Source organism: Candidatus Leptovillus gracilis, from assembly GCA_016716065.1.
Lineage (GTDB): Bacteria > Chloroflexota > Anaerolineae > Promineifilales > Promineifilaceae > Leptovillus > Leptovillus gracilis.
In genome coordinates this window covers 129,723-154,773 of the sequence record JADJXA010000006.1, presented here as the reverse complement: position 1 = coordinate 154,773, position 25,051 = coordinate 129,723, and the positions used below count along the sequence as shown (strand labels likewise).

Annotated in this window: 19 protein-coding genes, 3 tRNA genes and 4 pseudogenes; 11 read left to right on the top strand and 15 right to left on the bottom strand. The window is 57.6% G+C overall.

Annotation, left to right across the window (positions count from 1 at the left end):
- From IPM39_17055 to IPM39_17035, 5 genes and pseudogenes are all read right to left on the bottom strand, one after another.
- Positions 1–921, bottom strand: a complete 921-nt coding sequence (locus IPM39_17055) for a hypothetical protein (GenBank protein MBK8987749.1) — start codon at positions 919–921, stop codon at positions 1–3.
- A gap of 14 nt (positions 922–935) precedes the next feature.
- Positions 936–1,718 carry a DUF1298 domain-containing protein gene (locus tag IPM39_17050; GenBank protein MBK8987748.1) on the bottom strand — a complete coding sequence of 261 codons (783 nt, stop codon included), beginning with the start codon at positions 1,716–1,718 and terminating at the stop codon, positions 936–938.
- Between the two features lie 97 nt (positions 1,719–1,815).
- On the bottom strand, positions 1,816–2,340 hold the full coding sequence (locus IPM39_17045) for a hypothetical protein (protein ID MBK8987747.1): 525 nt from the start codon (positions 2,338–2,340) through the stop codon (positions 1,816–1,818).
- 141 nt (positions 2,341–2,481) lie between these two features.
- A pseudogene (locus IPM39_17040) lies at positions 2,482–2,954 on the bottom strand (RDD family protein).
- Between the two features lie 126 nt (positions 2,955–3,080).
- Complete coding sequence (locus tag IPM39_17035) at positions 3,081–3,848, bottom strand: hypothetical protein (GenBank protein ID MBK8987746.1); 768 nt, start codon at positions 3,846–3,848, stop codon at positions 3,081–3,083.
- Positions 3,849–4,122: 274 nt separating this feature from the next.
- Between IPM39_17035 and IPM39_17030 the strand changes: the two genes are divergently transcribed.
- From IPM39_17030 to IPM39_17005, 6 genes are all read left to right on the top strand, one after another.
- Positions 4,123–4,207: transfer RNA gene (locus IPM39_17030), tRNA-Ser, on the top strand.
- Between the two features lie 87 nt (positions 4,208–4,294).
- Positions 4,295–4,385, top strand: a tRNA-Ser gene (locus IPM39_17025).
- Positions 4,386–4,465: 80 nt separating this feature from the next.
- Positions 4,466–4,539 (top strand) — tRNA-Arg (locus tag IPM39_17020).
- 49 nt (positions 4,540–4,588) lie between these two features.
- A complete protein-coding gene (locus tag IPM39_17015) occupies positions 4,589–4,930 on the top strand; it encodes a hypothetical protein (GenBank protein ID MBK8987745.1) in 342 nt (113 codons plus the stop codon).
- Positions 4,931–4,940: 10 nt separating this feature from the next.
- The gene (locus IPM39_17010; GenBank protein ID MBK8987744.1) at positions 4,941–5,681 is read left to right on the top strand and encodes an HAD family hydrolase; all 741 of its coding nucleotides are present in this window, start codon (positions 4,941–4,943) and stop codon (positions 5,679–5,681) included.
- On the top strand, positions 5,681–6,148 hold the full coding sequence (locus IPM39_17005) for a DinB family protein (protein MBK8987743.1): 468 nt from the start codon (positions 5,681–5,683) through the stop codon (positions 6,146–6,148). Before IPM39_17010 ends, IPM39_17005 begins: the two co-directional genes overlap by 1 nt.
- Here IPM39_17005 and IPM39_17000 read toward each other — a convergent pair.
- Entirely contained in the window at positions 6,140–7,132 is a 993-nt protein-coding gene (locus IPM39_17000) for a PrsW family intramembrane metalloprotease (protein MBK8987742.1), read from the bottom strand. The two genes, IPM39_17005 and IPM39_17000, sit on opposite strands and share 9 nt — an antisense overlap.
- Positions 7,133–7,420: 288 nt before the next feature.
- Between IPM39_17000 and IPM39_16995 the strand changes: the two genes are divergently transcribed.
- A complete protein-coding gene (locus tag IPM39_16995; GenBank protein ID MBK8987741.1) occupies positions 7,421–7,786 on the top strand; it encodes a DUF4342 domain-containing protein in 366 nt (121 codons plus the stop codon).
- A gap of 92 nt (positions 7,787–7,878) precedes the next feature.
- Here the strand turns inward: IPM39_16995 and IPM39_16990 are convergent, their stop codons facing one another.
- Positions 7,879–8,874 carry a carbohydrate kinase family protein gene (locus tag IPM39_16990; protein ID MBK8987740.1) on the bottom strand — a complete coding sequence of 332 codons (996 nt, stop codon included), beginning with the start codon at positions 8,872–8,874 and terminating at the stop codon, positions 7,879–7,881.
- A 268-nt stretch (positions 8,875–9,142) separates the two neighbouring features.
- Here IPM39_16990 and IPM39_16985 point away from each other — a divergent pair, with 268 nt between their 5' ends.
- Positions 9,143–9,724: a class I SAM-dependent methyltransferase gene (locus IPM39_16985; protein ID MBK8987739.1), complete on the top strand. Its 582-nt coding sequence runs from the start codon at positions 9,143–9,145 to the stop codon at positions 9,722–9,724.
- A gap of 17 nt (positions 9,725–9,741) precedes the next feature.
- Here the strand turns inward: IPM39_16985 and IPM39_16980 are convergent, their stop codons facing one another.
- From IPM39_16980 to IPM39_16950, 7 genes and pseudogenes are all read right to left on the bottom strand, one after another.
- The gene (locus tag IPM39_16980; GenBank protein MBK8987738.1) at positions 9,742–11,382 is read right to left on the bottom strand and encodes a CapA family protein; all 1,641 of its coding nucleotides are present in this window, start codon (positions 11,380–11,382) and stop codon (positions 9,742–9,744) included.
- The gene (locus IPM39_16975; protein MBK8987737.1) at positions 11,379–12,308 is read right to left on the bottom strand and encodes a M15 family metallopeptidase; all 930 of its coding nucleotides are present in this window, start codon (positions 12,306–12,308) and stop codon (positions 11,379–11,381) included. Before IPM39_16975 ends, IPM39_16980 begins: the two co-directional genes overlap by 4 nt.
- A gap of 149 nt (positions 12,309–12,457) precedes the next feature.
- The gene (locus IPM39_16970) at positions 12,458–13,768 is read right to left on the bottom strand and encodes a CpaF family protein (GenBank protein ID MBK8987736.1); all 1,311 of its coding nucleotides are present in this window, start codon (positions 13,766–13,768) and stop codon (positions 12,458–12,460) included.
- Positions 13,769–13,869: 101 nt separating this feature from the next.
- Positions 13,870–15,575, bottom strand: a pseudogene (locus IPM39_16965) (hydantoinase B/oxoprolinase family protein).
- A 1-nt stretch (position 15,576) separates the two neighbouring features.
- The gene (hypE, locus tag IPM39_16960; GenBank protein ID MBK8987735.1) at positions 15,577–16,605 is read right to left on the bottom strand and encodes a hydrogenase expression/formation protein HypE; all 1,029 of its coding nucleotides are present in this window, start codon (positions 16,603–16,605) and stop codon (positions 15,577–15,579) included.
- A gap of 89 nt (positions 16,606–16,694) precedes the next feature.
- Positions 16,695–17,339, bottom strand: coding sequence for a hypothetical protein (locus IPM39_16955; GenBank protein MBK8987734.1), 645 nt, complete (start codon positions 17,337–17,339; stop codon positions 16,695–16,697).
- Positions 17,340–17,458: 119 nt separating this feature from the next.
- Positions 17,459–18,397: a GNAT family N-acetyltransferase gene (locus IPM39_16950; protein MBK8987733.1), complete on the bottom strand. Its 939-nt coding sequence runs from the start codon at positions 18,395–18,397 to the stop codon at positions 17,459–17,461.
- Positions 18,398–18,415: 18 nt separating this feature from the next.
- On the opposite strand from IPM39_16950, the gene recA reads away from it, so the two are divergent.
- The 3 genes and pseudogenes from recA (at position 18,416) to rny (ending at position 22,154) form a co-directional block, all read left to right on the top strand.
- Positions 18,416–19,486: a recombinase RecA gene (recA, locus tag IPM39_16945; GenBank protein MBK8987732.1), complete on the top strand. Its 1,071-nt coding sequence runs from the start codon at positions 18,416–18,418 to the stop codon at positions 19,484–19,486.
- A 313-nt stretch (positions 19,487–19,799) separates the two neighbouring features.
- Positions 19,800–20,480: a RecX family transcriptional regulator gene (locus IPM39_16940; protein ID MBK8987731.1), complete on the top strand. Its 681-nt coding sequence runs from the start codon at positions 19,800–19,802 to the stop codon at positions 20,478–20,480.
- Between the two features lie 136 nt (positions 20,481–20,616).
- Positions 20,617–22,154 (top strand): annotated as a pseudogene (gene rny / locus IPM39_16935) (ribonuclease Y).
- Positions 22,155–22,214: 60 nt separating this feature from the next.
- On the opposite strand, the pseudogene gyrA reads toward rny, so the two are convergent.
- Positions 22,215–24,760 (bottom strand): annotated as a pseudogene (gyrA, locus tag IPM39_16930) (DNA gyrase subunit A).
- Positions 24,761–25,051 lie beyond the last annotated feature (291 nt).

The window sequence follows — 25,051 nt, the reverse complement described above, 5'->3', positions numbered from 1 at the left end:
TTATTCTCCTTTGTCTGAACCCTCAGACTCGTCTTGCTTTTCGGTGCTGTTAATATACACAACCTCGTTTTTATTGTAGATGCCGCTGATCAATTCCCAGCCCATGAACAAAGGTCCCAGGTGCAGAATTGCCAGCCAGATCATTAAGGCTGTGACCACATTTTTAAGGATTTGCAGATAAGATGTCAGATTGGCCTGTACCTGCTTCACGCTATTTTCAATCTGCACAACCGTGTCAACATACTGATCCAGAAGCGGGTTAATGTCGGCCACAACTTTGTTAATGGCGGCGATGTCTTCAGAAATAAGCTGCACGTTGTCGCTCATCATGCCCAGATTGCTGGCGTTGACGGCGAAGATTGGCTCCAGATTGCGCAGTTCGCCAGAAACGCCGTCCAGGCTGTCGGCAATGCCGACCAATGACTCGTCTAGTGCCGTTTGTGGATCGTAATTGATGCCCAGGTCGAAATTCAGGTCAATGCTCTGGCCGAGTGGTAAGGGGAAGGATTGTTCGATCTGGAAATCGCTGAGGGTACGCAGGGTGTTGTCCACTTGACGCGCCAATTCGGCCGACGAGTTGAGCGACACCTGTATGGCCTCGACGCTGTTGGGAATTTCGCTGCTGGTGACGACGGAAAGCTGGTTAACCAACGGCTGTGTGTCGCCAATGGTCTGGCTGAGGCCGGCCGTGGTTGTTTCGACGGTAGCGATGCTGGCGCCGGCCTGGTCTACGGCCGTTTTTGTCAATGCAAACGTATCTTTTACCGTTACCAGGGTGTCCAACGTGATTGTTAGCGTATTGTTCAAACCGACGCCGATCTGGTCTATGGCCTGCCGCCCCAAAATGGAACCGGCGATGGCCAGCCCCAGACCAATCAACCCGGTTATAAACATGATAAAACCGATAATTCTCTTTAGCATAGTTCCTCCTGAGATTAATTTTCAGCCAATGCCACCATGGCCGTGTATTCGGCCTGGAAAGCCAATATAAATTCATCCGGGCGGGCCAGGGCGTTGGGGTCGGCGTTGACGCCCACGTAAACCTGACCGGCAAAGCTGTAGATGGTAATGCCCAGGCCGACCGGGCCAGACTGGGGGGCCCAAAACATGATATGCTCAATTTTTTGCCCGGCCAGGTAGCGCGTTTCGGTTGGGCCGGGCACGTTGGAGATAACGGCCGTTGCCATCCCCCCAAACTGCTTCACCAGTGCGTTTTGCACCGCCGGCGGTGCAAATCCCAACGCGCTGATCAATTTGTAAGTCGTTATGGCGTCTGGCGACTGCTTCAGCCGGTCCATTTGCGCCTGCACTTCGGCCAACCGTTCCTGCGGGTCGGCCATCGCCAGCGACGCAGAGAGCAATACCAGACCAAATTGATTGCCCAGATTGTGGGCCTGCTTCTTGGGTCGCAAATTGACCGGGATGGCCGCCCGGAAACAGGCGCCGTTTACCGGCTGCCCTTCGGCCAACCGGTAACGCCGTAAACCACCGATAAGCGCCGTGATCATCACGTCGTTGAGTGTGCCGCCTAGAGCACGCCGCACGCGCTGCACCTGGTCCATAGGCAGTGGTCTCGACCAGGCCAACCGTTTGCTGACGCCCAATGATGCGCCAAAAACAGTCTCTGGCTCGGCCACTTTTAGGGCCAGTTGGATGGCCGATTGGGCGTAAGTTGTTCCTTTGTCCAGCAGTTCCCGCCCTTTGTTCGGCTCCGCCAACACGTCCAGCCCGGTAATTGCCAGCCGCCGCGCCCAACTTCGCCCTATGTTGGTGGCAATGGCGATTTGTCTGGCAATTTCGCTGACGCCTTCAGGGTTATGGCCGTTGGGGACAACGGCCGGTTGCCGAATCTGACGCCATCGAGGCCGCGGCCGAGGTGTCCGTTAGCGAAGAGAATAAATGCTCCAACGCGGCGCCATCGGCCACGACATGATGAAGACGGAACATCACTGCGCCGCCCGCGCCATAATTGTCAATGACATGAATTTGCCACAATGGTTTAGAAAAATCCAGCGGCATGCTTGCCAGGTCGCCGGCCATTTCTTGCAGTGTGGCTTGGTCGCCGGGGGCGGGTAGGGCAATGCGGTGCACGTGGGCATTCAGGTCAAAATAAGGATCATCCTCCCAATAGGCCCGCGCCAGCAGCAAACCGGGCCGAACCAGCCGCTGGCGCATACGCCGCTGTGTCAGCCAGCGCTGCCGCAGGACAGCTTTTAACTCTTCCACCATCACCGGCCGGGCGAACGTCAGGATGCCGGAGATGAGCATCAGGTTGGTTTTATCTTCGATGCCTAAAATGGCGGCGTCTAAATTGGAGAGTGGCTGGTATGATTCTGACACGGCCGTTTACCCTTTTGGCGTGATTGGTTGGCATCCGTATTCCGTATTCCGTATTCCGTATTCCGTATTTCGTAGGGCGCTGCTTCTGGCAAGTGCCAACGGAAAACGGATTACGGACTTCGGTTCACGGCTGCCAGCCATTTATTTCTCTTTCAATAATTTGTTCCGTTTGGCTTCCAATTTAGGCGCCAGACGCGCCAGACGGCCCAAAAATGCTTCGCTGTATTTCGCTTCATAGTCGTAAATCACCCGCGTACCGGCAAACTTATCATGCCAGCCTACTCGTTCATCGGTGATAAGGACCCACAAATAGCCCAAAAACAGGGGCAACGCCGAAATCAATATCCCACATAACGCCACAAACTGCGCGTAAACGTCATGCGTGCGCCTCGTGGCCCAATGACGCGAATGCCCATCACCGCCTTGCCCAACGTTTTACCGGCCAACATCCAGAAAAAGATGTTGTAAACCATTGCCATTGCAAACGTAAACCCAAATCCGGTTAGAAACACCACGATGAAGCGAAAAAAGTCATTCGTCCCGCCGACGGCCGTCAGCACATCTCGTAGATCAAGATTGAAAAAACTGAGCACCAGCGTCAGGACAACCCACATCACGCTGATAGAGAACGTGACAACTAAAATATCAATAATAAAGGCCACCAGCCGCGTGACAAACCCGGCGTAATGACCGATAAATGTTGGCTGTTCCGGCTTTTTCCTGAAAGAACGTGACATAGATTATTTGTCGTCTGATCGAATTTGTTCAAATTCAGACAAATCGGCCGGTGGGGGTTCCAGGCGTGGGCTGCGGCGGGTGATGGCGCGGGCGATGCGTTCGACCAATGTGTCGGCGGTGAAGGTGCGTTCGCGGACCTGGCCGACCATTTCGTTTGCCAGCCCAACACCTTGCTGCTGCACCAACTCTTTGACTTCCTGGTTCTCCGCCAGGTGTTCAATAAATTCGTCTACAATTTCACCGAAGGCCAGGCGGGCCAATTCGCGGCTGACCGGCTCTTCAAGCTGTCCGCGTTGAATCCAGCGCACCATTTCAGCCTGGCCGCGTTCGGCGGCGCTGTCTAGGCGGCGGTGCAGCGGGTTCAAGAGGCGGCTGCGGGTGATGGGGCGGGTGGTGCGCACGGCCGTTTGTGCCAGCCGTTTCTGTAACCCCCACACTTGCGATAGACCACGCCGCGCCTGTTCCTCGCCTTCAAAAAGCAGGCCAATGAGTGCGTGGCGCATCAGATTCTCCGGGCTTTGGTCCGTGGGCGCGGTATCTTGGCCCATTTCTTCGCGGAGAAACGCCTCCCACAGCGCCAGACGGCGGGCCATTTCCGCCGATCCTTCCAACGCGCCACCCACCAACAGGCGCGTCAGGGAATGAATGGCGTCGAATGCCGGTTCGTCAGGTTCGCTCAGGGCTGCGGCTTCTGTCGCCTCCTCGGTCTGGCTCCTAAAAATCACCTCTGACTCGCCGACAATCACAGGGTCGTCTAACTCTTCTTCCATAATGGAATCAGATCGTCATCGGCGCGTGGGGTTGGGATGACGGCCGTAAACCCTTCCTTGCCGTTCAATTCAGCCCCCTGCGGGGACGTCATCGCATTCATAGAGTTAATTGCCTTTGATCTGTAGGTGGGTGTTCGTTTTCAACCAGACACTAGCTTATTGTTTACCGCTCTGGTTGTCAAGAAAACCACCCCCGCAAAGCAGCATATAGTTTTTGACATGGCAAAACGGCCGTGTTATACTCTCCAACCTTGTAAGGACCTCTCCGAGGGATGGAGGGATGGCCGAGTGGACGATGGCGACGGTCTTGAAAACCGTAGTGGGCTTGCTCACCGGGGGTTCGAATCCCTCTCCCTCCGCTGTAAGTTGACAAATAAATCACAAAACCTCGCCAAAGGCGTAGCTGTACCAGATTGTGATCGGCAGTTACCCGGAGGTTATGAATTGGGGAGATGCCAGAGTGGTCGATTGGGGCCGCCTGCTAAGCGGTTAACGGTGTTAAAAAGCCGTTCCAGGGTTCGAATCCCTGTCTCCCCGCCTTTACCAGATTCTTGCCTGATGCAGGTATCTGGTTGTTTTTGGCCGTAAGTTGTGATAATGTAACGAAGGTCTGACATGCGCCCTTAGCTCAGTGGATTAGAGCGACTGGCTACGAACCAGTAGGTCGGGAGTTCGAGTCTCTCAGGGCGTACTAAACAAGCGACACCATTCGGGGTCGCTTTTTTTTTGGAAACCTGCTTATGAGAACACCGGCCGGCAAAGAATGTCGCTTCTATTACCAGGATTTTCATCGTGGCAATTCCACGCAGGAATGTCGCCTGGTGGATCAAAACCCGTTTTCCGATGCCTGGAAGCCGGACGATTGTTTGACCTGTCCGGTACCGGGCATATTACTCGCCAACAGCAGCCCTAACCTGATTTTGGAAGCGGCCGTCAAAAAGGGTTTTCTGGGCTTTAACCGCCGCATCCAGGTTAAGGCGTCGTGCAGCCTTCATCTCATAGACGTGCCCGAACCGCATATTGGCTGCCCCAAGTGCGCTCGTGAAAAGCCAGGGCTGCGCGAATTGTTTGGCGAAGGGTGATGGAAAAGTCATGCTGCAAGCTGTTTTGTTTGATTTAGACGATACTCTGCTGGGGAATAACATGGACACCTTTATCCCTGGCTATTTTGCATTGTTGGGCAAATACGCGGAGCGGTATTTGCCGCGCGACCGCTTTTTGCGGGAACTCATGGTTTGCACGCAGGCCATGATAAGCAGTACGGATACGGCCGTTTCCAACCGTGATGTTTTCTGGGGAACCTTCCAGCAGCGAACGGGTCTGGACCCGACCGAACTGGAACCCTTTTTCGAGACCTTTTACGCCGAACAATTCCCGCAGTTGGCCGCCGCCACCAGCAAACGGGCGGGTGCGCCTGAGTTGGTACAGCTTTGCCTGGATCGCGGCCTGAAGGTGGTGATTGCCACCAACCCTATGTTTCCCCGGCGCGCCGTGGAAGAGCGCCTGGCCTGGGCCGGACTGCCCCTCAGCGACTATGCTTATGACCTGGTGACCAGTTACGAAGTGATGCACGCCACCAAGCCCCATCCGGCCTATTACCGGGAAATTTTGGCCTACATCCAGGTCTCGCCCGCAGCGGCGCTGATGGTGGGTGATGATTGGGAGAACGACATTGCCCCGGCGGCGGCCGTTGGCTGTGCCACCTATTGGCTGCCGGCCGAAAACGCCGCGCCGCCGGACCCTTCCTTGTTAACCGGTTCTGGCTCGTTGGCCCAGTTGTACGCGCAGTTGGCCGACGGTTGGCCTGACGCCGCCGGGCAAAAGGCGCACTGATGCTGCAAGAACCGCCGCCTATTGCTGGGCTTCTGGACGAGTTGGCGTGGTTTGCAACGGCCGTTGCCCAAACCACATCCACCACTGATTTGGATTGGCAGTGGCGGCCGGCTCCTGAAGAATGGTCGTTGACCGAACTCTTTTGCCATTTGCGCGACGTGGAACGCGAAGTCCATCAGGCCCGTTTTCGCCGCATGATGGCCGCCGACAATGCTTTTATCCCTGGCGCTACGGCCGACGCCTGGGTGATTGAGCGAGCGTATGCCCGGCAAGACGGCCGTCTTGCTCTGGCCGATTTTCTTGCTGCACGCCGCGAAACCCTCGCCTTGCTGCCAGGGGCAGACGATCCATTTTGGCAGCGGCGCGGCCGCCACGCTTTTTTTGGCCCCACCAGCGCCCACGAACTCCTCAACCTGGCCGTCAAACATGATCAGGCCCATTGGGAACAGCTGCAGAAACTACTGTAAGGCGCGTTCCTGAATGCTTCCCCGCAGACGTTGAATCATCTGAAGGCTTTGCTCATCCTGAAAGCGGGCATAGTGGTGTTTTTTGTAGGCCAGTTCGCTCAGATGGTGGTGCAAGCTAACCGTGCGCCAATAAGCCGCTGGACCGGAGGCCAGCAAGACGTGTAATTGTCGCCGGATGCGGGCGCGGCCAGAGCAGACCGTCAGGTATTGGCTGCTGGTGAGGTATCCGAGGCTTACTTCCTCCGCCAGATAGTGGCGCAGCCATTGGCGTTCTTGCAGCAGCGCCCACACGATGATGAGCAGTGTCAGCAGCACGCCCGCCCAATCGCTAAACAAGGCCACCAGACACAGCAAATTGCCGAAAGAGAGGGTGAAATTGTGCAGGAAATGGAGGAATACGGCCGTTGCCCAACCACCAATCAACGCCCCCACTTTTGTCAGCGGATTGGTTGACAAACGCGCTACCGCCACGCCCAGGCCGGTCAGGCTGCTAAACAAGGCATGGTTTAGGCCAAACACAATTCCGCGCAGGAAAACATTCATGCCCCACGCTTCCACTCCTCCTTCCTGATAGACGGCGACAAAATAAAACACATTTTCCACCAGGGCAAAGCCCAATCCGACCATCGCGCCGTAAATAATGCCATCCAACGGGCTGTCTATTTCATGCCGCCACAGCACAAATATACCCAAAACGGCCAGCCCTTTGATAGACTCTTCTACAATGGGGGCGACAAAACTGGCGCCAAGCGTCTCGCCCAGCGTCTCGCCCGCTAGAAAAAAGAAGGGCAGGCTGAACAGCGTGTTAAACAGATAGGCAAACAGAATGCTGGGCACAGCGCCCCAGAAGAAGGCGGCCGCCAGCAGCCACCACGGCTCCTTTTCATATCGGTCTACCCAATAAACCAGGCCGATATAGAGCAAGACAGGCGCAGCCGCCGCCAGGATAGAGAGGAATAAGATGGTAGAAGTTGGTTCGTTCATCGGGTCGTGTCCGCGCCAGTATACCCGTTTCTAAGAGCCGGGTAAATCGTCCGACAGCCTCTGCAACTTTTGTTGGCCCGGCGCGTAAAAGCAAGCAGTGGTGGTGTTCCGTGAACAGTGTTCCGTGAACAGTGTTCCGTGAACAATGTTCCGTGAACAATGTTCCGTGAACAATGTTCCGTGAACAATGTTCCGTTTTCTGTGGACGCTGCCCACCGCTTGTTGGAGGGTCAACTTTCTGGATTTCTGGGGACCCCCGAATTACTTGAATCGAAAGGAGATAGACAGATGAGTGACGAACAAGAGTTGAAAGATCAGGTCGAATCAGAAGAGATTCTGGTCGTGGAAGAGTTTGACGTTCCTGAAGAGGAAGGCCAGAGCTGGACGGAAGAATTTGTCGTGGCCGGTGAAGAACTGGTGGGTATGGTGAAGAAACTGGTACGCGAAGCTGCTGTGCGCCGTCTGGTTATCCGCAATGAGAAGATGAATCTGAACCTGGAAGTGCCGCTGGTGTTGGGCGTGGCCGGCATTGCGCTGCTGCCGGTGTATTCGGCCGTCGCTTTAATCGCCGCTTTGGTGGTAGATTGCACTATTTTGGTGGAACGGCGCGAACCGGCCCCGGCGCCAGAGCCGGAACTGGCCGCCGAAGGGTAATACAGGCTTTTGGGATACGGCCGTCGCGACTGGCAAGACGGCCGTTCATGGGGGCCTGGGCCATGTGTTACACTGGCTCAGGTCCTTTTTTATTACTGGTTGGTCAACTCTTGCAGCCGGTTGAGAGCCGCCGGACGGGGGATGCCCAGGGCGCTTAATGCGCCGTAGCTTTCCACCACAAACGAAGCGGAGACCAACCCCATGTTGGCGGCAGTGATGGCATTGCGAGTTTGCGCCAACCCGGCCATAAACCCGCCGCAAAAGGCGTCGCCGGCGCCGGTTACGTCTACCACCTGTTGGCTGTCTGGCCGGTGGTAAGGGGGTAAATGGGTGATACGGCCGTTTTCCTCCCGCACTAACACACCCTGTGGCCCCAATTTAATCACCACGATCCGCGCGCCCCAACCGTGCAACATTTCGGCTGCTTCTTCGGCCATCACTTCGTCGCCGAACAGCGAGCGAATCTCCTGGTCGCTGGGCAAGAAGGCATCCAGTAGAGGTAAAAAAGATCGCAGGTGGGGAATGAGGTCTGGAACCATGTAACGCTCGCCGGGGTCCAGGGTAATCAATTGGACCTGGTGTTGACGCAGCGCCGCGGGAATGGCGAGGTGGCTGCGTAGGGGGTGGGGCGAGAGGTGGACGGCCGTCGCCCCATCATAGGCTGGCGGCCAGTCGGCCGGCCGTAAGGCCAACGGCTCGTAGAGGGTGGGGTCGTCCTGGTGGGGAGTGGAATGGACGTAATCATGCAAAGCGGCCGGCAGCGGCTGCTGAATGCGGCGAAAGTGAGCGGCGGGATTGGTATCGTCTCGACGGCCGTCTGGGGTGTTGTAGGCAAAAAACGTGCGGTGATCTTGCTCGTCGGGCAGCCGTACCAATCCGGCCGCAGCCAACCCGCGCCGGACCAGCTCTTCTATCCACTCCTGTGGATAGTTGGCCCCCAGGCGCGCCCACAAAGCCACCCGGTCGGTCCAGAGTGCGGCGCCGGCCGCCGCGTAAAGCGCGTTGCCGCCCGGCAGTCCAATCTGCGCCTGCCCATCGTGGGTGATGAGGTAATCAATCCGCAGTCCGCCACCTGTGATGATCTGCATAAGATATTCGCTCCCGGCATGTAGAGTCATTTTGCGAAACCCAGTATACTTTTGTCTGTTATCTTTGCCATTGAAGGGCCGTTAATTTTTGGGGTTCTCTGAGCTTTCCTGTGGTAACCCCCCTCCCTAACCCTCCCCCAGTGGGGGAGGGTTAGGGAGGGGCACGACCATCACAGAACTCATCAGAGAACCATATTTGGGTAGACCTGACCGATTTGCGAAAACCTTCAGGTCTTGTTGGAGAGTGTTGACACAGGATGAGGGGTTCATGACTGACCAGGATCGCTTGAAGTGGAACGGCCGTTACGCCGCTGAAGGAGATCATTGGCAGAGCAGCCCGCCGCGTAAGCTGCTGCAAACCTACCTGGCGCAGCTGCCCCACAGCGGGCTGGCGTTGGATGCGGCCGCTGGGGTAGGGGTGCATGGATTGGTCCTGGCGCGGCGCGGGCTGCATGTACTGGCTTTGGACATTTCTGAGGTGGGGCTGCGGCTGGCGCGGACGCAGGCGTTGGTGGAAGGGGTGTGGCTGGAAACGGCCGTTTACGACCTTTCTCGCCCCTGGTTTCCACCGCACAGTTTCGACGTAATTGTCAATTTCCGCTTTTTGCAGCGGGCCACTTTTGCCGCCTACCGCCACGCCCTCAAACCCGGTGGCTGGCTCATCTTCGAGACCTTCATCCGCGCGCCAGAAACGACCACCGACGTGGACTTTTACCTGCAACCAGGTGAACTACACGCCGCTTTTGCCGATTTTGCGCTGCTGCACAGCGAGGAAGTGGCGATAAACGGCCGTTCCGGGCAGTCTAAGCAGGTGGCCCAGTTGGTCGCCCGCAAGCCGGATGAGATATAGGCAGAGACGCAGCCGTCTTATGGCAGGGGGAAGGCGCGGCTGCGATCATAGATTTGTTGCCGAATGACCCCGGCTTCTTCTGGGTCCGCCAGACGGGGTTGGCCGCCAAATTGGATGATGGTGGGGATAAACTCCAATTGGCGCACCCCATTGGCGTCTAACCAGACATTCAGAATAATGCTGTTCGGCTCGCCATCTATGTTGAAGGCAAAGTTGCCCAACCCAAAAGCAATCACGCCATTCTTGTAAAATTGTACACCCTGCAAAATATGGGCGTGGTGGCCGATAACCAGGTCGGCGCCGGCGTCTATAGCGGCGTAGGCGGCCGCTTTCTGCTCTTCGCTGGGTGGGATGACGTATTCGTAGCCGCTGTGCAAAATTACCACGACAAGATCCGCCTGGGGGCGCACGGCCGTTACATCTTCGGCAATCTCCGCCGGTACAGCCCACGCCAGACCCGGCGTATCGGCCGTCGCCGTCCAGGAGGCGGTATCGAAGTGGCTGGTCACTTCCACCGGCACATGGACGTAGCCCAGGAAGGCCACCTTCAAACCGTTGGCTTCGGTGATGAAGGGGGCGCGGGCGGCGGCGGCGTTCACGCCCGCGCCGACGACGGCCACCCCTTGTTCGGCCAGCAAATCCAACCCTTGCAGCAGCGATTCCGGGCCATAATCCAGGGCATGGTTATTGGCTAAAGACAGCACGTCAAAACCGGCGTTCGCCAGGCTTTGGGCGCTGGCGGGCGGAGATTGGAAGGTGTAGTTTTTGGGCTGCGGCTCGCCGATGTCGCCGAGGGCTGTTTCCAGATTGCCCACCGTCAGGTCGGCGGCGTGGAAGAATGGGGCGACATTGGCGAAGGGAAAATCTATATAGCCCTGGCTGATGGCGTTGCCCAGGGAACGGTCCAGGTTCACGTCGCCGACGGCCGCCAGTTTAATAACCGGCAGCGGCGCGAGTACAGGTTGGAGGATGGCGGCCAATTGGGTGACAGCCGTCTCGTATCCCGCCTGCCCCACCAACGACCAACTGTCCCACAAGGGATAATCAGGGTCATCGGGCGGCAGCCCGTTGATCAGCAGCGGCCGTTGTGTTGGCCGCATCGCCGACCAGGGCATCGCTTTTGCCAGCGCGTGGCCGTTGGTGATGATGGCCTGTGCTTCGGTCAGGTTGGCATAGGTCCAACTATGGTTAAACGGAACCACCAGCACCAATGGTTCCCGGGCCACCAGTACCCCTTCGGCATTGTTCATCAGGGCGATGGGCGCTGCGTTGGCAGTCGGATCGTCGGCGCGGACAGGCTGCCAGACCCAGTCCGATTCGTCCTGCGCCAGGGCTGCCCCTACCGGCTCCAGCCAGACGCCGGGCACGCTGATCGAGACCACCGGCTTTGGCGTGGCCGTTGGTTCAGGGGTGGCGGTGGTCGTTGGCGGCACGGCCGTTGGCGGCACGGCCGTTGGCGGCACGGCCGTTGGCGGCACGGCCGTTGGTGTGTTGGATGGTTGAATGGTTGGTGTGTGGGACGGTTGGGGTGGTGGTGTATTGGTTGGTGAGTTGGTTGGTGGGGGGGTGGGAACGGCCGTGCTACCACACGCCGCCAGCAAAACGACGGCTCCAAACAGAATGCCCCACGCCAGCGCCAAATGCAGCCTTCTGCTCATTTATCCTCCGGGATACATGGTTCAGGTTGGGAGATAAGCTGGTACTCGGTCAGGGTCATGCCCATTTCTTTGAGCTGCGTTGCCATTTCCACGCCGATGTAGCGATAATGCCAGGGTTCGTAATAGAAGCCGGTCAGCTCAAACGCCTCGCGGCTGTAGCTGAGGGTAAAGCCATAGCGATGGGCGTTTTCCAGCAGCCAGATGCCTTCGCTGGTCTTGAAAAAGTAAGTGTGAAACTCAATATCCTCCTGTCCAACCACGTCTGGCAGTTCGGGCGAGCCAAAGTCTACGGCCGTGCCCAATTGATGTTCGCTGTGTCCCGGCGGCGCACTGACGATGGCTGCGCTTTCCGGATTGAGCCTGAACCATTTGTTGTAGGCGATGCTTTGCGAGTAATAACTGCGATAACCAGAGATGATCTGTGGCTTTAGCCCGGAGGACAGCATGTCTGTGACCATGGCCACCAGGGGTTCAATCGCTGCTTCGCGTAGCTGGTTGGGGTAGCCCAGGGTCACATCCACGCCAAAATAATCATTGATCGCCACCAAATCCTGCGGCTCGTAATCCCGGCTGAGGCCGTAGGTCAGTGTAACCAGCGTCAGCAGGTCGTCGTGGGGCACACGCTGGGTGCAGGCGGGGATGGGTGTGGCTGTTGGCGTGACGGTGGGCGTATGGGTGGCGACAGGGGTGGGCGAGTTGGTGGCGGTGGACACGGCCGTTGGCGTGGTCGGCGGCGCTGTGGTGGGTGTGGGCAGGGCAACGGCCGTGCTGGTGGAGGTGGATGATAAGTTGGTGGGAACGGCCGTTGCCGCCGCAACGGCGTCTGTCGCTGGCTGGCAGCCCATCAACAGCAGGGCCAACAGCCCCAATAGCAACAAATGAGACCTGACAGGTCTGCGCGGGTAATAGCTATGCAACAAACTCATCGTGGCCGAATTGTAGCCCAGAATAGAGGGATGCAAAAATCGGCCGCCACCGCGGTGCTTACAACCAGTATTCAGTATCCAGTATCCAGTATTCAGTGCGCCTGCTCCATAGGTAACGCTAACCGAACACTGAACACCGAACACGGCTGCTAACGGCGGCGCTGCTGTTGGCTGGCGCGGTTCCCAGAGGGCATAAACATGGAGGCAGGCAGGTTAAAGCCATACACTTTCAACCGGTGTTCGATCATCGGTCGGCCGCCGCCTGGCGTAAATTCGCCAATCACTTTGCCATCTTTCTCGCCGACTTCGTTAAACCGGAAGATGTCTTGCATTACCGGCGTCTCTCCTTCGAGACCGGTCAGCTCGGTGATGGCCGTTACCTTGCGGCTGCCGTCGCGCAGGCGCTCCTGCTGCACAATCAAGTTGATGGCTGACACAATTTGCTTGCGCACCACCGACAGTGGCAGGTCCATCCCGGCCATCAACACCAACGTCTCCAGGCGGGAAATGGTGTCGCGGGGGGTGTTGGCGTGGACGGTGGTCAGGCTGCCATCGTGGCCGGTATTCATCGCTTGCAGCATGTCCAGCGTCTCGCCGCCGCGGCACTCGCCCACGACAATGCGTTCCGGCCGCATACGCAGCGAGTTGATGACCAGATCGCGGATAGTCACTTCGCTGTCGCCACGATGGGTAGGTTTTTTGGTCTCCAGGCGCACCACGTGGCGCTGCGACAGATTTAGTTCGGCCGCGTCTTCGATGGTGACGATGCGATCCTCGTCGGGAATGAAGCTGGAAAGCACGTTGAGCAGGGTGGTTTTGCCGGAGCCTGTGCCGCCGGAGACGACGATATTCAGCTTGGAAACGACACAGGCGCGCAGAAATTCGGCCATGTCCTCGTTGAGGCTGCCAAAATTGATCAGGTCCTGGATGACGAAGGGCGTCTTGGAGAATTTGCGGATGGTGATATTGGGGCCATCTATGGCGCAGGGGGCGACGACGGCATTGACGCGCGAGCCATCGGGCAGGCGGGCGTCTACCAGGGGGTTTTCGCGGTTGGCGACGCGCCCCAGGGGTTTGATGATTTTGTTGATGACCCGCTCAATGTGGGCGTCATTGACAAAGCGCACGTTGGTTTCGATCATTTTGCCTTTGCGCTCGATGTAAACCAGGTCGGGCCGGTTGACCATGACTTCGGTGACGGTTTCATCTTTGAGCAGCGGCTCCAGCGGGCCAAAGCCGACAATTTCATCCACCAGGCTGGCAAAGAAAGCCTCCTCCTGGTCCGGCGGGATGTTGATACGGGCGTGCTGTCGGGCTAATTCGTAGCGGTCGCGGATGAGTTGGATGGTTTGGGGGTCGCGGGTGACGGCCGTTTTCTCAGCCAATGACGCTTCAATTTTTTCGGCCAGCCACAATTTGGCTTTAGCCAGTTCACGGTTATTGTCTTGGTTCAGCGACATGGATTTTTCCTTGGTTGCACCTTGTTCAACTGCTGGTTAAGACCAGGTTATACCCTCTGATTATAGGCGCTGTGAGCCAGTTCACGAATAGGGCATGTTACCTATTGTGTGTCGGTGGACGCGCCCCAGCCGCCGCCGCCGGGTGTCTCCAGCCGCAGCACGTCGCCGGCGGCCAGCGTGCGGCTGACTTTGCCGGGCAAAACGATTTCTTGCCCCTCGTGGATGAGGCTGTTGCGGCCGGGCGCGCCCGGCGCGCCACCGCGCAGGCCATAGGGTGGCCGTTCTCGCCGCTCGCTGATGATGCTGATGGTGACCGGGGTGAGGAACTCGATAGCCCGGATCAGGCCATCACCGCCGCGGCGACGGCCGTTACCCCCCGACCCATCACGCAGAGCATACGTCTGTACGCGCAGCGGAAAGGCGTATTCCAACGCCTCGATGGGCGTATTGCGCGTATTGCTCATGTGGACGTGAATGCCGCTGGCCCCATCCCCCTGCGGCCCGGACCCCGCGCCGCCGCCAATGGTTTCATAATAGGCGAAGGATGATGGGGTGAAGGGGTGAAGGGGTGAAGGGGCGTCGGTCACTTTGTCACCTTGCAATCCCGTCACCATTCCGCCAAATGTCAGGTTGTTCATGGTCCCCTGGCTGGCGGCGGGGATGAGGTCTGGCAATGCCTGGGCCAGCGCGCAAAAATCACATCCACAATGCGCTGCGAGGTTTCCACGTTGCCAGCGGCCACAGCGTGGGGTGGGTGGGGGTCCAGCAGGCAGCCGGATGGGATGTGCAGATTGAGCGGCGCAAAAGCCCCGGCGTTCATAGGCAGATCGGTTTGCAGCAGGGCCAGGGCCACGCAGCGCAGGCAGTAAGCGACGGCCGATTGTACAATCGCCGGCACGGCGTTGAGGTTGCCGGCGACGGCCGTTCCCGTCCCGCTAAAATCCACGTCCATCCGGTCGCCATGGATGGTGATGGCTGCGCAAATGGGTACGGCCGTGCCGTCTGGGCTATCTACATAGTCGGTGAAGGTGAAACGGCCGTCGGGCATTTGGGCGACGGCCGTATGGGTCATGCGGGCGGCATAGACAATGAGGGCGTCGGCGTGGGTTAATGTATCGGCCAGGCCGTACCGGGCGACAATCTCTTGCAACCGGCGTGCGCCAATGGCGTGGGCGGCCGTTTGCGCCGCCAGATCGCCATCCCGTTCGTCCGGCGTGCGCACGTTGCGCAAGATAAGCTGCCACACCGCCTCGTTGCGCCGCCCGCCGACGGCTAACTTGATAGGCGGGATGATGATGCCCTCCTGGAAAAGCTCTGTAGACAGGGGCATAGAGCCGGGCGACATGCCGCCTACGTCCGCATGGTGGGCGCGGCTGGCGACGAAGAAGTCTGGAGCAGGTGTATTCAGCCTGTCGTGGTCATTGTCCAGTTGGCCGTCTGCCGGGGTACTGCCGGCTGAACGCCCCTCACGAACAAACACCGGCGAGACCAGCGTAATGTCTGGCAAATGGTTGCCCCCCTGGTAAGGGTCGTTGAGGATGACGACATCGCCGGGTTGGAAAGGGGCGCAGTGGGCGATGGCCGCCTGGACGGAAGCGGGCATAGCCCCCAAATGAACGGGGATGTGGGCGGCCTGGGCCAGCAGACGGCCGTCAGCCAAAAACAGCGCGCAGCTAAAGTCCAGGCGTTCTTTGATGTTGGGGCTGTAGGCCGCCCGGCGCAGCGTCACGCCCATCTCCTCGGCTACCGAAGCCAGAAGGTGGCGGAAGATGGACAGCGTGGCTGGTGTAGGGGAACTGCCGGACATGTTAACAGATGCGGGGCAAAATTTCGCCCATCAGCATGTCTACAATGCGGCTGCTGCCGAAGTTGGTTTTTAACAGCACACGGCCGTGCGCTGCCGCTTGCACCTCGCCGATGATCACTGCGTCGGCGCCGTAGGGCGACTGGCGTATGGCCGCCAATACCGCGTCGGCGTCTTGGCGGGCTGCCACGGCTACCAGTTTGCCTTCGTTGGCGATGTACAGCGGGTCGAAGCCCAGCATCTCGCAGGCGGCGCGCACCGCCGGCCGAATGGGCAGTTTGTCCTCGTGGATGATAATGCCCACGTTGGACTGTCGGGCGATTTCGTTGAGGGTGGTCGCCAGACCGCCGCGGGTGGGGTCGCGCAAAACGTGAATGTGCTCGCTGGCGGACAACATGGCGGTAACCATGTGGTTGAGGGGGGCGACGTCGCTGGTGACGGCCGTTTCAATGCCCAAATCACCCCGCGCACCCAACACAGCAATGCCATGATCGCCCAACATCCCGGACACAATCACCACATCGCCAGGCTGGGCCTGCGCGCCGCCAATGTTGATACCCGGCTGCATGAGTCCCACCCCGGCGGTGTTGATATAAACGCCATCGGCCTTGCCCCGCTCCACCACTTTGGTATCGCCGGCCACGATTTGCACCCCGGCTTCGGCCGCTGCCGCCTGCATAGACTCGACAATGCGTTCCAACAAGCCGATCTCCAGCCCTTCCTCCAGAATGAAACCGGCTGTCAGATACAACGGCCGTGCCCCCATCATCGCCACATCATTCACCGTGCCACACACCGCCAGTTTGCCAATATCGCCGCCGGGAAAAAACAGCGGCCAAACCACATGCGAATCGGTGCTGAGGGCCAGATTAGTCTGGTTGATCTGTACCACCCCGGCGTCATTACCGGCGCGTAAGATCACGTTATCGAAGGATGGCAAAAAGCGAGCGGCAATCAGGTCGTGGGAGAGTTTACCGCCGCTGCCATGTCCCATAATCACCGTCCCCCGGTCGCGGATGGGTATAGGGCACATGGCGCTTTCTATGTAAACAGGTTCAGAAAAATGTAATTCTTTCATGGGGATATTTCGGGTTGGGGCGAGGGCGAGAATGCTTCCACAGGTTATCCGCGCTCGCGGATTTCAAACCGGCAAAAGTCGTCGCCGCGCGCCAGACAGTGGGTTTCAACCACATCAAAAGCGCGGGAATCTTTGCCGGTGGCGTAGGTCATGGCTTCTTGCAAAGAGCCGACGTACAGGTGGCACACCGGCTGCTCGCTGTGCCGCGTATGGCAGCTTACACAGGCATAATCGGTGAACACCAGGACGCCATTGTCATCTTGCACGTTAATTGAAGCATAGGGCACGGTGTCCATAATGCCTTTGCGCACGCCCAACAGCACGGCTCGTTTGCGCAGCTGCTGTGGCAGCACCTTCAGGGCGATGCCCGCCAGGCCCATCACGGCCGACTGCTCCTTGACACCCCAGCGAAACGAAGAACGGCCGATGCGCTGCAACATGCCTTTACCGGCGCGGCCGGTAAATTGCTCGATGGCTTGGTTCAGGGCGGCGTATTCTCGCGCCAGCACGCCAAATTCCAGGTTGTTGGGCGGTGGATTGTCTATGTACCGTTCCAGGCTGCTCAGTCGCAGCACGGCGTTCAGACCGTTGGTCCCCATGACTTCTTCAATGCCCTTGAAAAGTTGGAGCAGCATGGCGTTGACGTAAGGCGTATCTTCGGGCAAATCTACTTTGTGCAAGTCAGCCATGGTTTTCCTCTCTTGAAAATGGGAGCGCGGACGTCCCGTCCGCCCTGGCAGGCGAGACGCCTGCGTTCCCAGGGTTTTCATTCGTGGTGGTGGGTGCAGTCCACTGATGAACTCTTTTGTCAGATAGTTTTGCACCAGACGGGCAGCCGTTCACCGGTGGCATAGAAGCCAAATTTGTGGTATAGGCGCTGCGAAGTATTGTTATCAATCTGGGTGTTGAGCGAGACCCGCCGCAAGCCATGATGACGGTAGGTTTGCAGCGCCTGGGCCAGCAGGGCGCTGCCCACACCCTGGCCTTGCGCGTCGTGGGCGATGGTCAGGCGTACCAGGTGGGCGCTGCCCGGTCCCCCGACGCTGAGTTGGTAGCCAACAAGACGGCCGTGCCATTCAGCCACGTCAAAACAGAGCGCGTCTCGCTGGGCCAGGGCCAATGTTTCGCTGCTCAGACGCCATAACGGCTCAAACGCATCCACTTCGATTTGTGCCAATGCGCTGAGATCGGCCAGACGCGCCGGGCGGATGAGCAGGTCGGCGGTGGGGCGCAGCGGCGGCGCGTCTAGATTGTCTTTGAGGTAGGTCTCGATCTCGTTTACCAGACCAAAGCCCAGGGCGGGCAGCCAACGATTGGGCCACGCCTGAGCCACCAACCAGCCTAATTGGGTAACGGCCGTCTCTTGCAAAGAGGCCGTCACCATCGCCAACATCTCGTCCAACAGCGTCAGGCTGTCCGCTTCCTGGGCGACAGCCGCCACCCGCACCCACGCCGCCGGTGGGGGATCGGCCGTGGCGGCCAGGCAGGCCAACGCCCGTTCTGGCGGTGCAAACAACCGGGACAGAAAACGGCCTGTTTCTACCGCCGGGGTCGGGAGCAAGACGAAATGGGGCGACCCCAACCAATCGGCCGGCAGCCGCCAATCCACATGCACATGGCTCCCCTCGGCTGAACGCAGCAGCCGCGTAATGGCTTCCGCATCAGCCTGGACGGCCACCCGCGCGCCCGCCTGTTTTTGCTCTGCCACCGATTTTGCGGAAGGCCAATGGTTTGTTGCGAATTCCATGACGCTATTGTACACTACATGGTCAAAATTCGACATAACCAAGCAACTGATAAGCGCATGAATAAACAGGATCGTGACCGTACATTAGAAACGACTCTGGCAACCCTGAACAAACGCTTCGGCGAGGGAGTCATTATGCGGTTGGGCGACGCCTACCATTTACAGGTAGATGTTATTCCCACCGGCTCCCTGTCGCTGGACATTGCTCTGGGTGTTGGCGGGATGCCGCGCGGCCGGGTCATCGAAATTTATGGTCCTGAATCGTCCGGTAAAACGACTTTGTGCCAGCATATTATTGCCGAAGCGCAAAAACTGGGTGGCATTTGTGCCTTCATAGATATGGAGCACGCCCTGGATCCCGGTTACGCCGAAAAATGTGGCGTAGATGTGCAAAACCTGTACGTCTCGCAGCCGGATACTGGCGAGCAGGCGCTAGAAATCGCCGACGCGCTTATCCGCTCTGGCACGATGGATGTGGTGGTGGTGGACTCTGTGGCCGCCTTGGTTCCGCGCGCCGAAATTGAAGGCGAAATGGGCGATGCTCATGTTGGTTTGCAAGCCCGTCTGATGTCTCAGGCGCTGCGCAAGTTGTCTGGGGCCATCAAGCAGACCAATACCATCGTCATTTTCACTAACCAACTGCGCTCCAAAATTGGCGTGATGTTTGGCAACCCAGAAACGACCAGCGGTGGTAACGCGCTGAAATTTTACGCTTCGGTGCGTATAGACATTCGCCGCATTCAGGCCATCAAGGCTGGCAATGACGTGGTGGGGAACCGGACCAAGATAAAGGTTAAGAAAAATAAAGTAGCCGCGCCGTTTACCGAATGCGAATTTGATATCATGTATAATGAAGGCATTTCCAAAACGGGTGACGTGTTGGACCTGGCGGTTATTCACGAGATAGTAAATAAACGTGGCGCTTATTTCCGGTATGAAGAGACTTTGTTAGGCCAGGGGCGCGAAAACGCCAAAGTATTCCTGGCCGAAAATCCGGCCATGTTGCAGACGTTGGAAGATCTGGTCCGCGAAGCGGCTGGATTACCGGCGCTTAAGCGGGCGGTCGAGGCCGACACATTTATTCGTTAATCTTTATTTGCTGTCGGTTTGTTGAGAATTGACAAGGCCATTGGCAAAAACTGAACGTGGATCATTCTGTTAAAAATAAATCAATCACCTGAGAGAGACGGGTTTTCTTCTTGGGTTAGCGACAACACCAGACAATTGAGCAAGGTAGCGCCGTTTTTGGCGTAACATCATGTAAATAGTCGGCCGTTTTCCTGAGTCCGCGTTAGAACGGCGGCTGTTCAGGCGGTTTTTTTGGCTAACAAGCTCATATTTGTCGGTAACAGACTTTTCGAGTAGCTGTAGGGCTACACCGATTGCGTTTTCAGGAACGGCCGTGGTGACGAAGGACACGGCCGTTTTTTCATTTAAAATGGGTATTATCACCGCACTTAAGGTCCAGAAACGCAGCCAGGACCGGGTGAACGTCTATCTGGACGACGAATTCGCCTTTGGTCTGGCGTATGCCGCCGCCGCTAACCTGCATGTCGGCCAGACGCTTTCGGCTGCCGATGTGGCTGCTTTGCAGGACGTAGATGCAGTTGAACAGGCGCGTACGAGTGCGGCCCATTTTTTAAGCTACCGTCCGCGCAGCCAGGCCGAGGTCCAACGACACTTGCAGAAAAAAGGATATTCAGACACGGCCATTGCTGCGGCAGTTGAACGGTTAACGGCCGTGCAGCTCCTGGACGATGAACAGTTTGCCCGGTATTGGCTGGAACAAAGAGAGACGTTTCGGCCACGGGGCCAATTGGCGCTGCGGCAAGAGCTGCAGCAAAAAGGGCTGGACTCGGCGTTGATAGACCAGGTCTTACAGCCAATAGATGAAACGGCCGTCGCCCAACAAGCCGCTGCCAAAAAAGTCCATCAACTGGCCCATCTGCCGGAACAAGAATTTAAGCGCAAATTGGGCCAATATTTGCAGCGCCGCGGCTTCCCTTACGATGTAATTCGCGTCACAACAGATGCTTTATGGACGGAAGTAGGCGTTCCGGCAGCGCGTGACGATTTTGAATGAATGGTCTAACCACCCTGGGGTGCCCGGCTGCGGCCGTGTACGCCCAAGTAAAAACTGCAAACCTGAAGCACCTTAACAGGTCTGGCGCATCTAGCAAAATGGGCCGGCCTGCATCCACTTTTTAAGGAGAACAAACATGCCCGGAGGATTATGGCTAGGCATCTTGATTGGGGTCATCATTGGCGCGGCCGTGGCTGCGGCGGTGGTGTGGTACGTTTTAAAGCCCCGCACAGAAGAGGCCTTACAGCAATTTAACGAAGAGCTGGAACGTCGCCGAGAGGCGACTGAAAGAGAGTCTGAGCAAATTTTAAGTACCGCTGCCAACGAAGCCAAACAGCTTCGTTTGGAGGCGGAAAAGGTGATTGAAAAACGGTATGACGACCTGGCAAAAGCGGAAGAGCGGGTAGACAATCGCAGCGCCGCCCAAGACCGGCAGGCTGTCAAACTGGAACAACGAGAACAAAAGCTAAACAAGCGGCAAAGTCGCCTGGATAAAAGTTTTAACGATTTGCTGCAAGAGGAAGAACTTCAGCGCCAGAAGCTGCAAGAAGTGGCCGATATGACGGTGGAACAGGCCAGAGACGTGCTGCTCGCTGAGGTGGAAAAAGAAGCGCGTCAGGATATGGCCCGCGTGATGCGCGAGGTAGAAGACGAAGCGCGCGAAACGGCCGATGCCAAAGCGCGGAATCTGATTGCCATGGCGATGCAGCGCATTGCCAGTGACCAGGTGGCCGAGATGACGGTTTCCGTGGTTCCGCTGCCCAATGAGGAAATGAAGGGGCGGATTATTGGTCGGAACGGCCGTAATATCCGCGCCTTTGAGCAGGCAGCCGGAGTAGACATTGTGGTGGACGACACCCCCGAAGCGGTGACGGTCTCCAGTTTTGACCCCGTGCGCCGCGAGATTGCCCGCCGGGCGTTGGAGAAGCTGATTGTGGACGGCCGTATCCATCCCGCCCGCATCGAAAAACTGCTGAAAGACGCCAGCAAAGAAGTGGAACAAATCATCAAAGAAGCTGGCGAACAGGCCGCCTACGAGGCCAACGTCCACGGCCTCAATCCGCAAATCTTGCGCATGTTGGGCCGCCTGAAGTACCGCACTTCCTACGGTCAGAATCAACTGCACCATTCGGTGGAAGCGGCCAAAATCGCTTCAGTATTGGCCTCTGAGCTGGGCGCCAACGTGGAAATGGCGAAAATGGGCGCCCTGCTGCATGACCTGGGCAAAGCGATGGACCACGAACAAGAAGGGACCCACGCCATGCTGGGCGCGGAATTTGCCAAGCGTTTCCGCGTGCCGCCTATTGTCGTCAACGCCATTGCCTCCCACCATCACGAAGTGGAGCAAGAGTCGGTGGAAGCGATCATTGTGGAAACGGCCGACGCTATTTCTGGGGCGCGGCCGGGGGCGCGCGCGAGAGCCTGGAGAATTACATCAAGCGGGTGCGTACTCTGGAAGACATTGCTACCTCGTATGAGGGTGTGGAAAGCGCCTATGCCTTGCAGGCCGGACGCGAGATTCGTATTCTGGTGAAGCCGGGGGCGATTGACGACCTGGGGGCGATGCGCCTGTCTAAGGACATTGCCCGCACCATTGAAGACAGTATGCAGTATCCGGGCCAGATTCAGGTGACGGTGATCCGCGAAACGCGGGCCGTTGGTTTTGCCAAGTAGAGCGAGCAGTGGGTGGCGAGCAGCCAGGGTTCTTACCAGCTGCTCGCCACCCGCTGCTCTTTATTGTTCCGTTGACGGCGTGTCGGGTTGTGGCACGGCCGTTTCCCCATTTTCCTCGTGTCCGTTGTTCTCTTGCTGACCATTGGTTTCTTCGTGACCATTGGTTTCTTCGTGACCATTGGTTTCTTCGTGACCATTGGCGCGCGACAACATCCCTTCCCGCAGCACGGCAACCGAGGCCACGGAGTCGCCGACGCGCAAGTCCATCACCCGCACGCCTTGCGTTAAGCGGCTTTGCTGCGAAATGGTATTGGCCCCGGTGCGCAAGATGATGCCGTTGGCCGAGATACAGGTCACTTCGTCACCGGTGGTTACTACCCGCGCGTTGACAATTTTTCCGGTGCGTTCTGGCGTTAAAATCATCGCCCGCACCCCCTGCCCATAGCGGCCCTGCTGCCGGTATTCATCCAACGGCGTGCGTTTGCCATACCCCTTTTCGGTGATAACCAACAAGTCGTCGTCTGGCGTTACCACGTCGGCTCCGGCGATGTGGTCCCAGTCGTCCAGGCTCATTGCTTTCACCCCGGCCGCCGACCGGCCCATGGGGCGCACATCTTCCTCGTTGAAGCGAATGCCGCGCCCCTGCTCGCTGACCAGGATGATGTCCTGGTCGCCATGGGTCAGTTTAACCCAGTTCAACTGGTCGCCATCGTCCAGAGAAATGGCGATGAGACCACTGGGGCGCACGTTGTTGAACTGATTGATCTCGACGCGCTTGATACGGCCGTTCCACGTCACCATCACCAGGTATTCAGCGTCTTCAAAGTCTACCACCGGCAAAGCGGCCGTAATCTTTTCCTCCGGCAGCAGCGGCAAAATGTTCATCAGGTTTGTGCCTTTGGCCGTGCGGTCTAATTCCGGGATTTCATACGCCTTGATGGCATACACCTTGCCAAAATTGGAGAAAAACAAAATGCTGTTCAGCGTGCCGGCGGCAAACAGGTGTTCGAGTTGGTCCTGCTCCCGCGTTGTCATGCCGATCAACCCCTTCCCACCGCGTCCTTGCAGCCGATACGCCGTCACCGGCGTCCGTTTCACATAACCCCGCTGCGTAATGGAGATAAAGACGTCCTCATCCTTGATCAAATCCTCCATGTTGATGTCGGAATCCAACCCATAGGCAATTTCCGACCGCCGCGCATCACCATATTGCTCTTTAATGGCTAACAAGTCTTCTTTAATCAGGGCTAAAATTTTGGCGCTGTCTTCCAGCAAACCGCGCAAATAGGCGATGTGAGCCGTAATCTCCTTATACTCGTCGTCAATTTTTTGCCGTTCCAGAGCGGCCAGGCGGCGCAGCTGCATATCCAGAATCGCCGTCGCCTGCGCTTCGGTCAGGCCAAAGCGGGTCATCAACTGCGTGCGGGCGTCTTCGGCGTCCATCGAGCGGCGAATGGTTTCGATTACTTCGTCCAGATGGTCCAGGGCGATGAGCAGCCCTTCCAAAATATGCTGCCGTTTTAGCGCCTTGTCCAGGTCAAACTGGGTGCGGCGAGTGATCACGTCCATCCGGTGGTCAATGTGGATTTGCAGGGCGCGCTTCAGCGACAGCAAACGGGGCTGTTTGTCTACCAGAGCCAACATCTGGATGCCGAACGTGGTTTGCAGCGCCGTGTGCTTGTACAACTGATTCAGCACCTTCATCGGCTGTGTGCCCCGCTTCAACTCAACGATGACCGAGATGCCATTCCGGTCTGATGAGTCGCGCAAATCGGAAATATCGGGGATAACGCCGCTGGTGGCCAGTTCAGCGATGCGCTCGATGAGCATCGCTTTATTCACCTGGAAGGGCAGTTCGCTGATGTTGATACGCTGCCGGTCGCTTTTGCCGGGAATTTCTTCAATGATCGCCACACCGCGAATAATCACCCGGCCGCGGTGGCGTAGGCGCTGCGTACCCCTTCGGCGCCTAGCAATTTACCGCCGGTGGGGAAGTCTGGCCCTTTGACGTACTGCATCAAATCGTCTAGTGTGACCTCTTCCCAATCATGCTGATGGTCTATCAGGTGAATGATGGCGTCGCACACTTCGTTGAGGTTATGGGGTGGGATATTGGTCGCCATGCCTACGGCGATGCCGGAGGAGCCATTGAGCAGCAGATTGGGCAGGCGGGCGGGCAGTAAGTCTGGTTCGGTCAGGCTGTCGTCGAAGTTGGGCACAAATTCGACGGTGTTTTTGTCTATGTCATCTAGCAGTTCATTGGCAATACGGGCCAGGCGGGCTTCGGTATAGCGCATGGCGGCGGCGCTGTCGCCATCTATGCTGCCAAAGTTGCCCTGGCCGTCTACCAGCATGTAGCGCATGGAAAACTCTTGGGCCATGCGCACCATGGCATCGTAGACGGATGAATCGCCGTGGGGATGGTATTTGCCCAATACTTCGCCGACGATGCGGGCGCTTTTGCGATGGGGGGTGTTGGCGCGGATGCCCATGTCGTGCATGGCGTATAAAATTCGCCGATGCACGGGCTTTAGGCCGTCGCGGGCATCGGGTAAAGCGCGGGAGACGATGACGCTCATGGCGTAGTCGAGGTAAGAATTGCGCATCTCCCAGTTGATGTCTATGGTATTAACAGAGCCGATTTCCAAATGAAACCTCCGTGATTTGGGTCATGGGCGGGGAATTTTTCTCAGGGTCTTTACAGTAAAAAGGCCACCATTTTTTGGGGTGGCTGACGACCCGAAATCATGATTTTTTCCAGAGATAATTATATCTCAATCTGGTCGTTTTAACGAGTTTTGTAGGGGGAAAAAGGACAGATGCGAATCGTGGGGCTGTTATAAAATGCCGCTTAAATCAGGGGCAAGAAGCGGCTGTTCCATGCCCGGTTTTGGGCG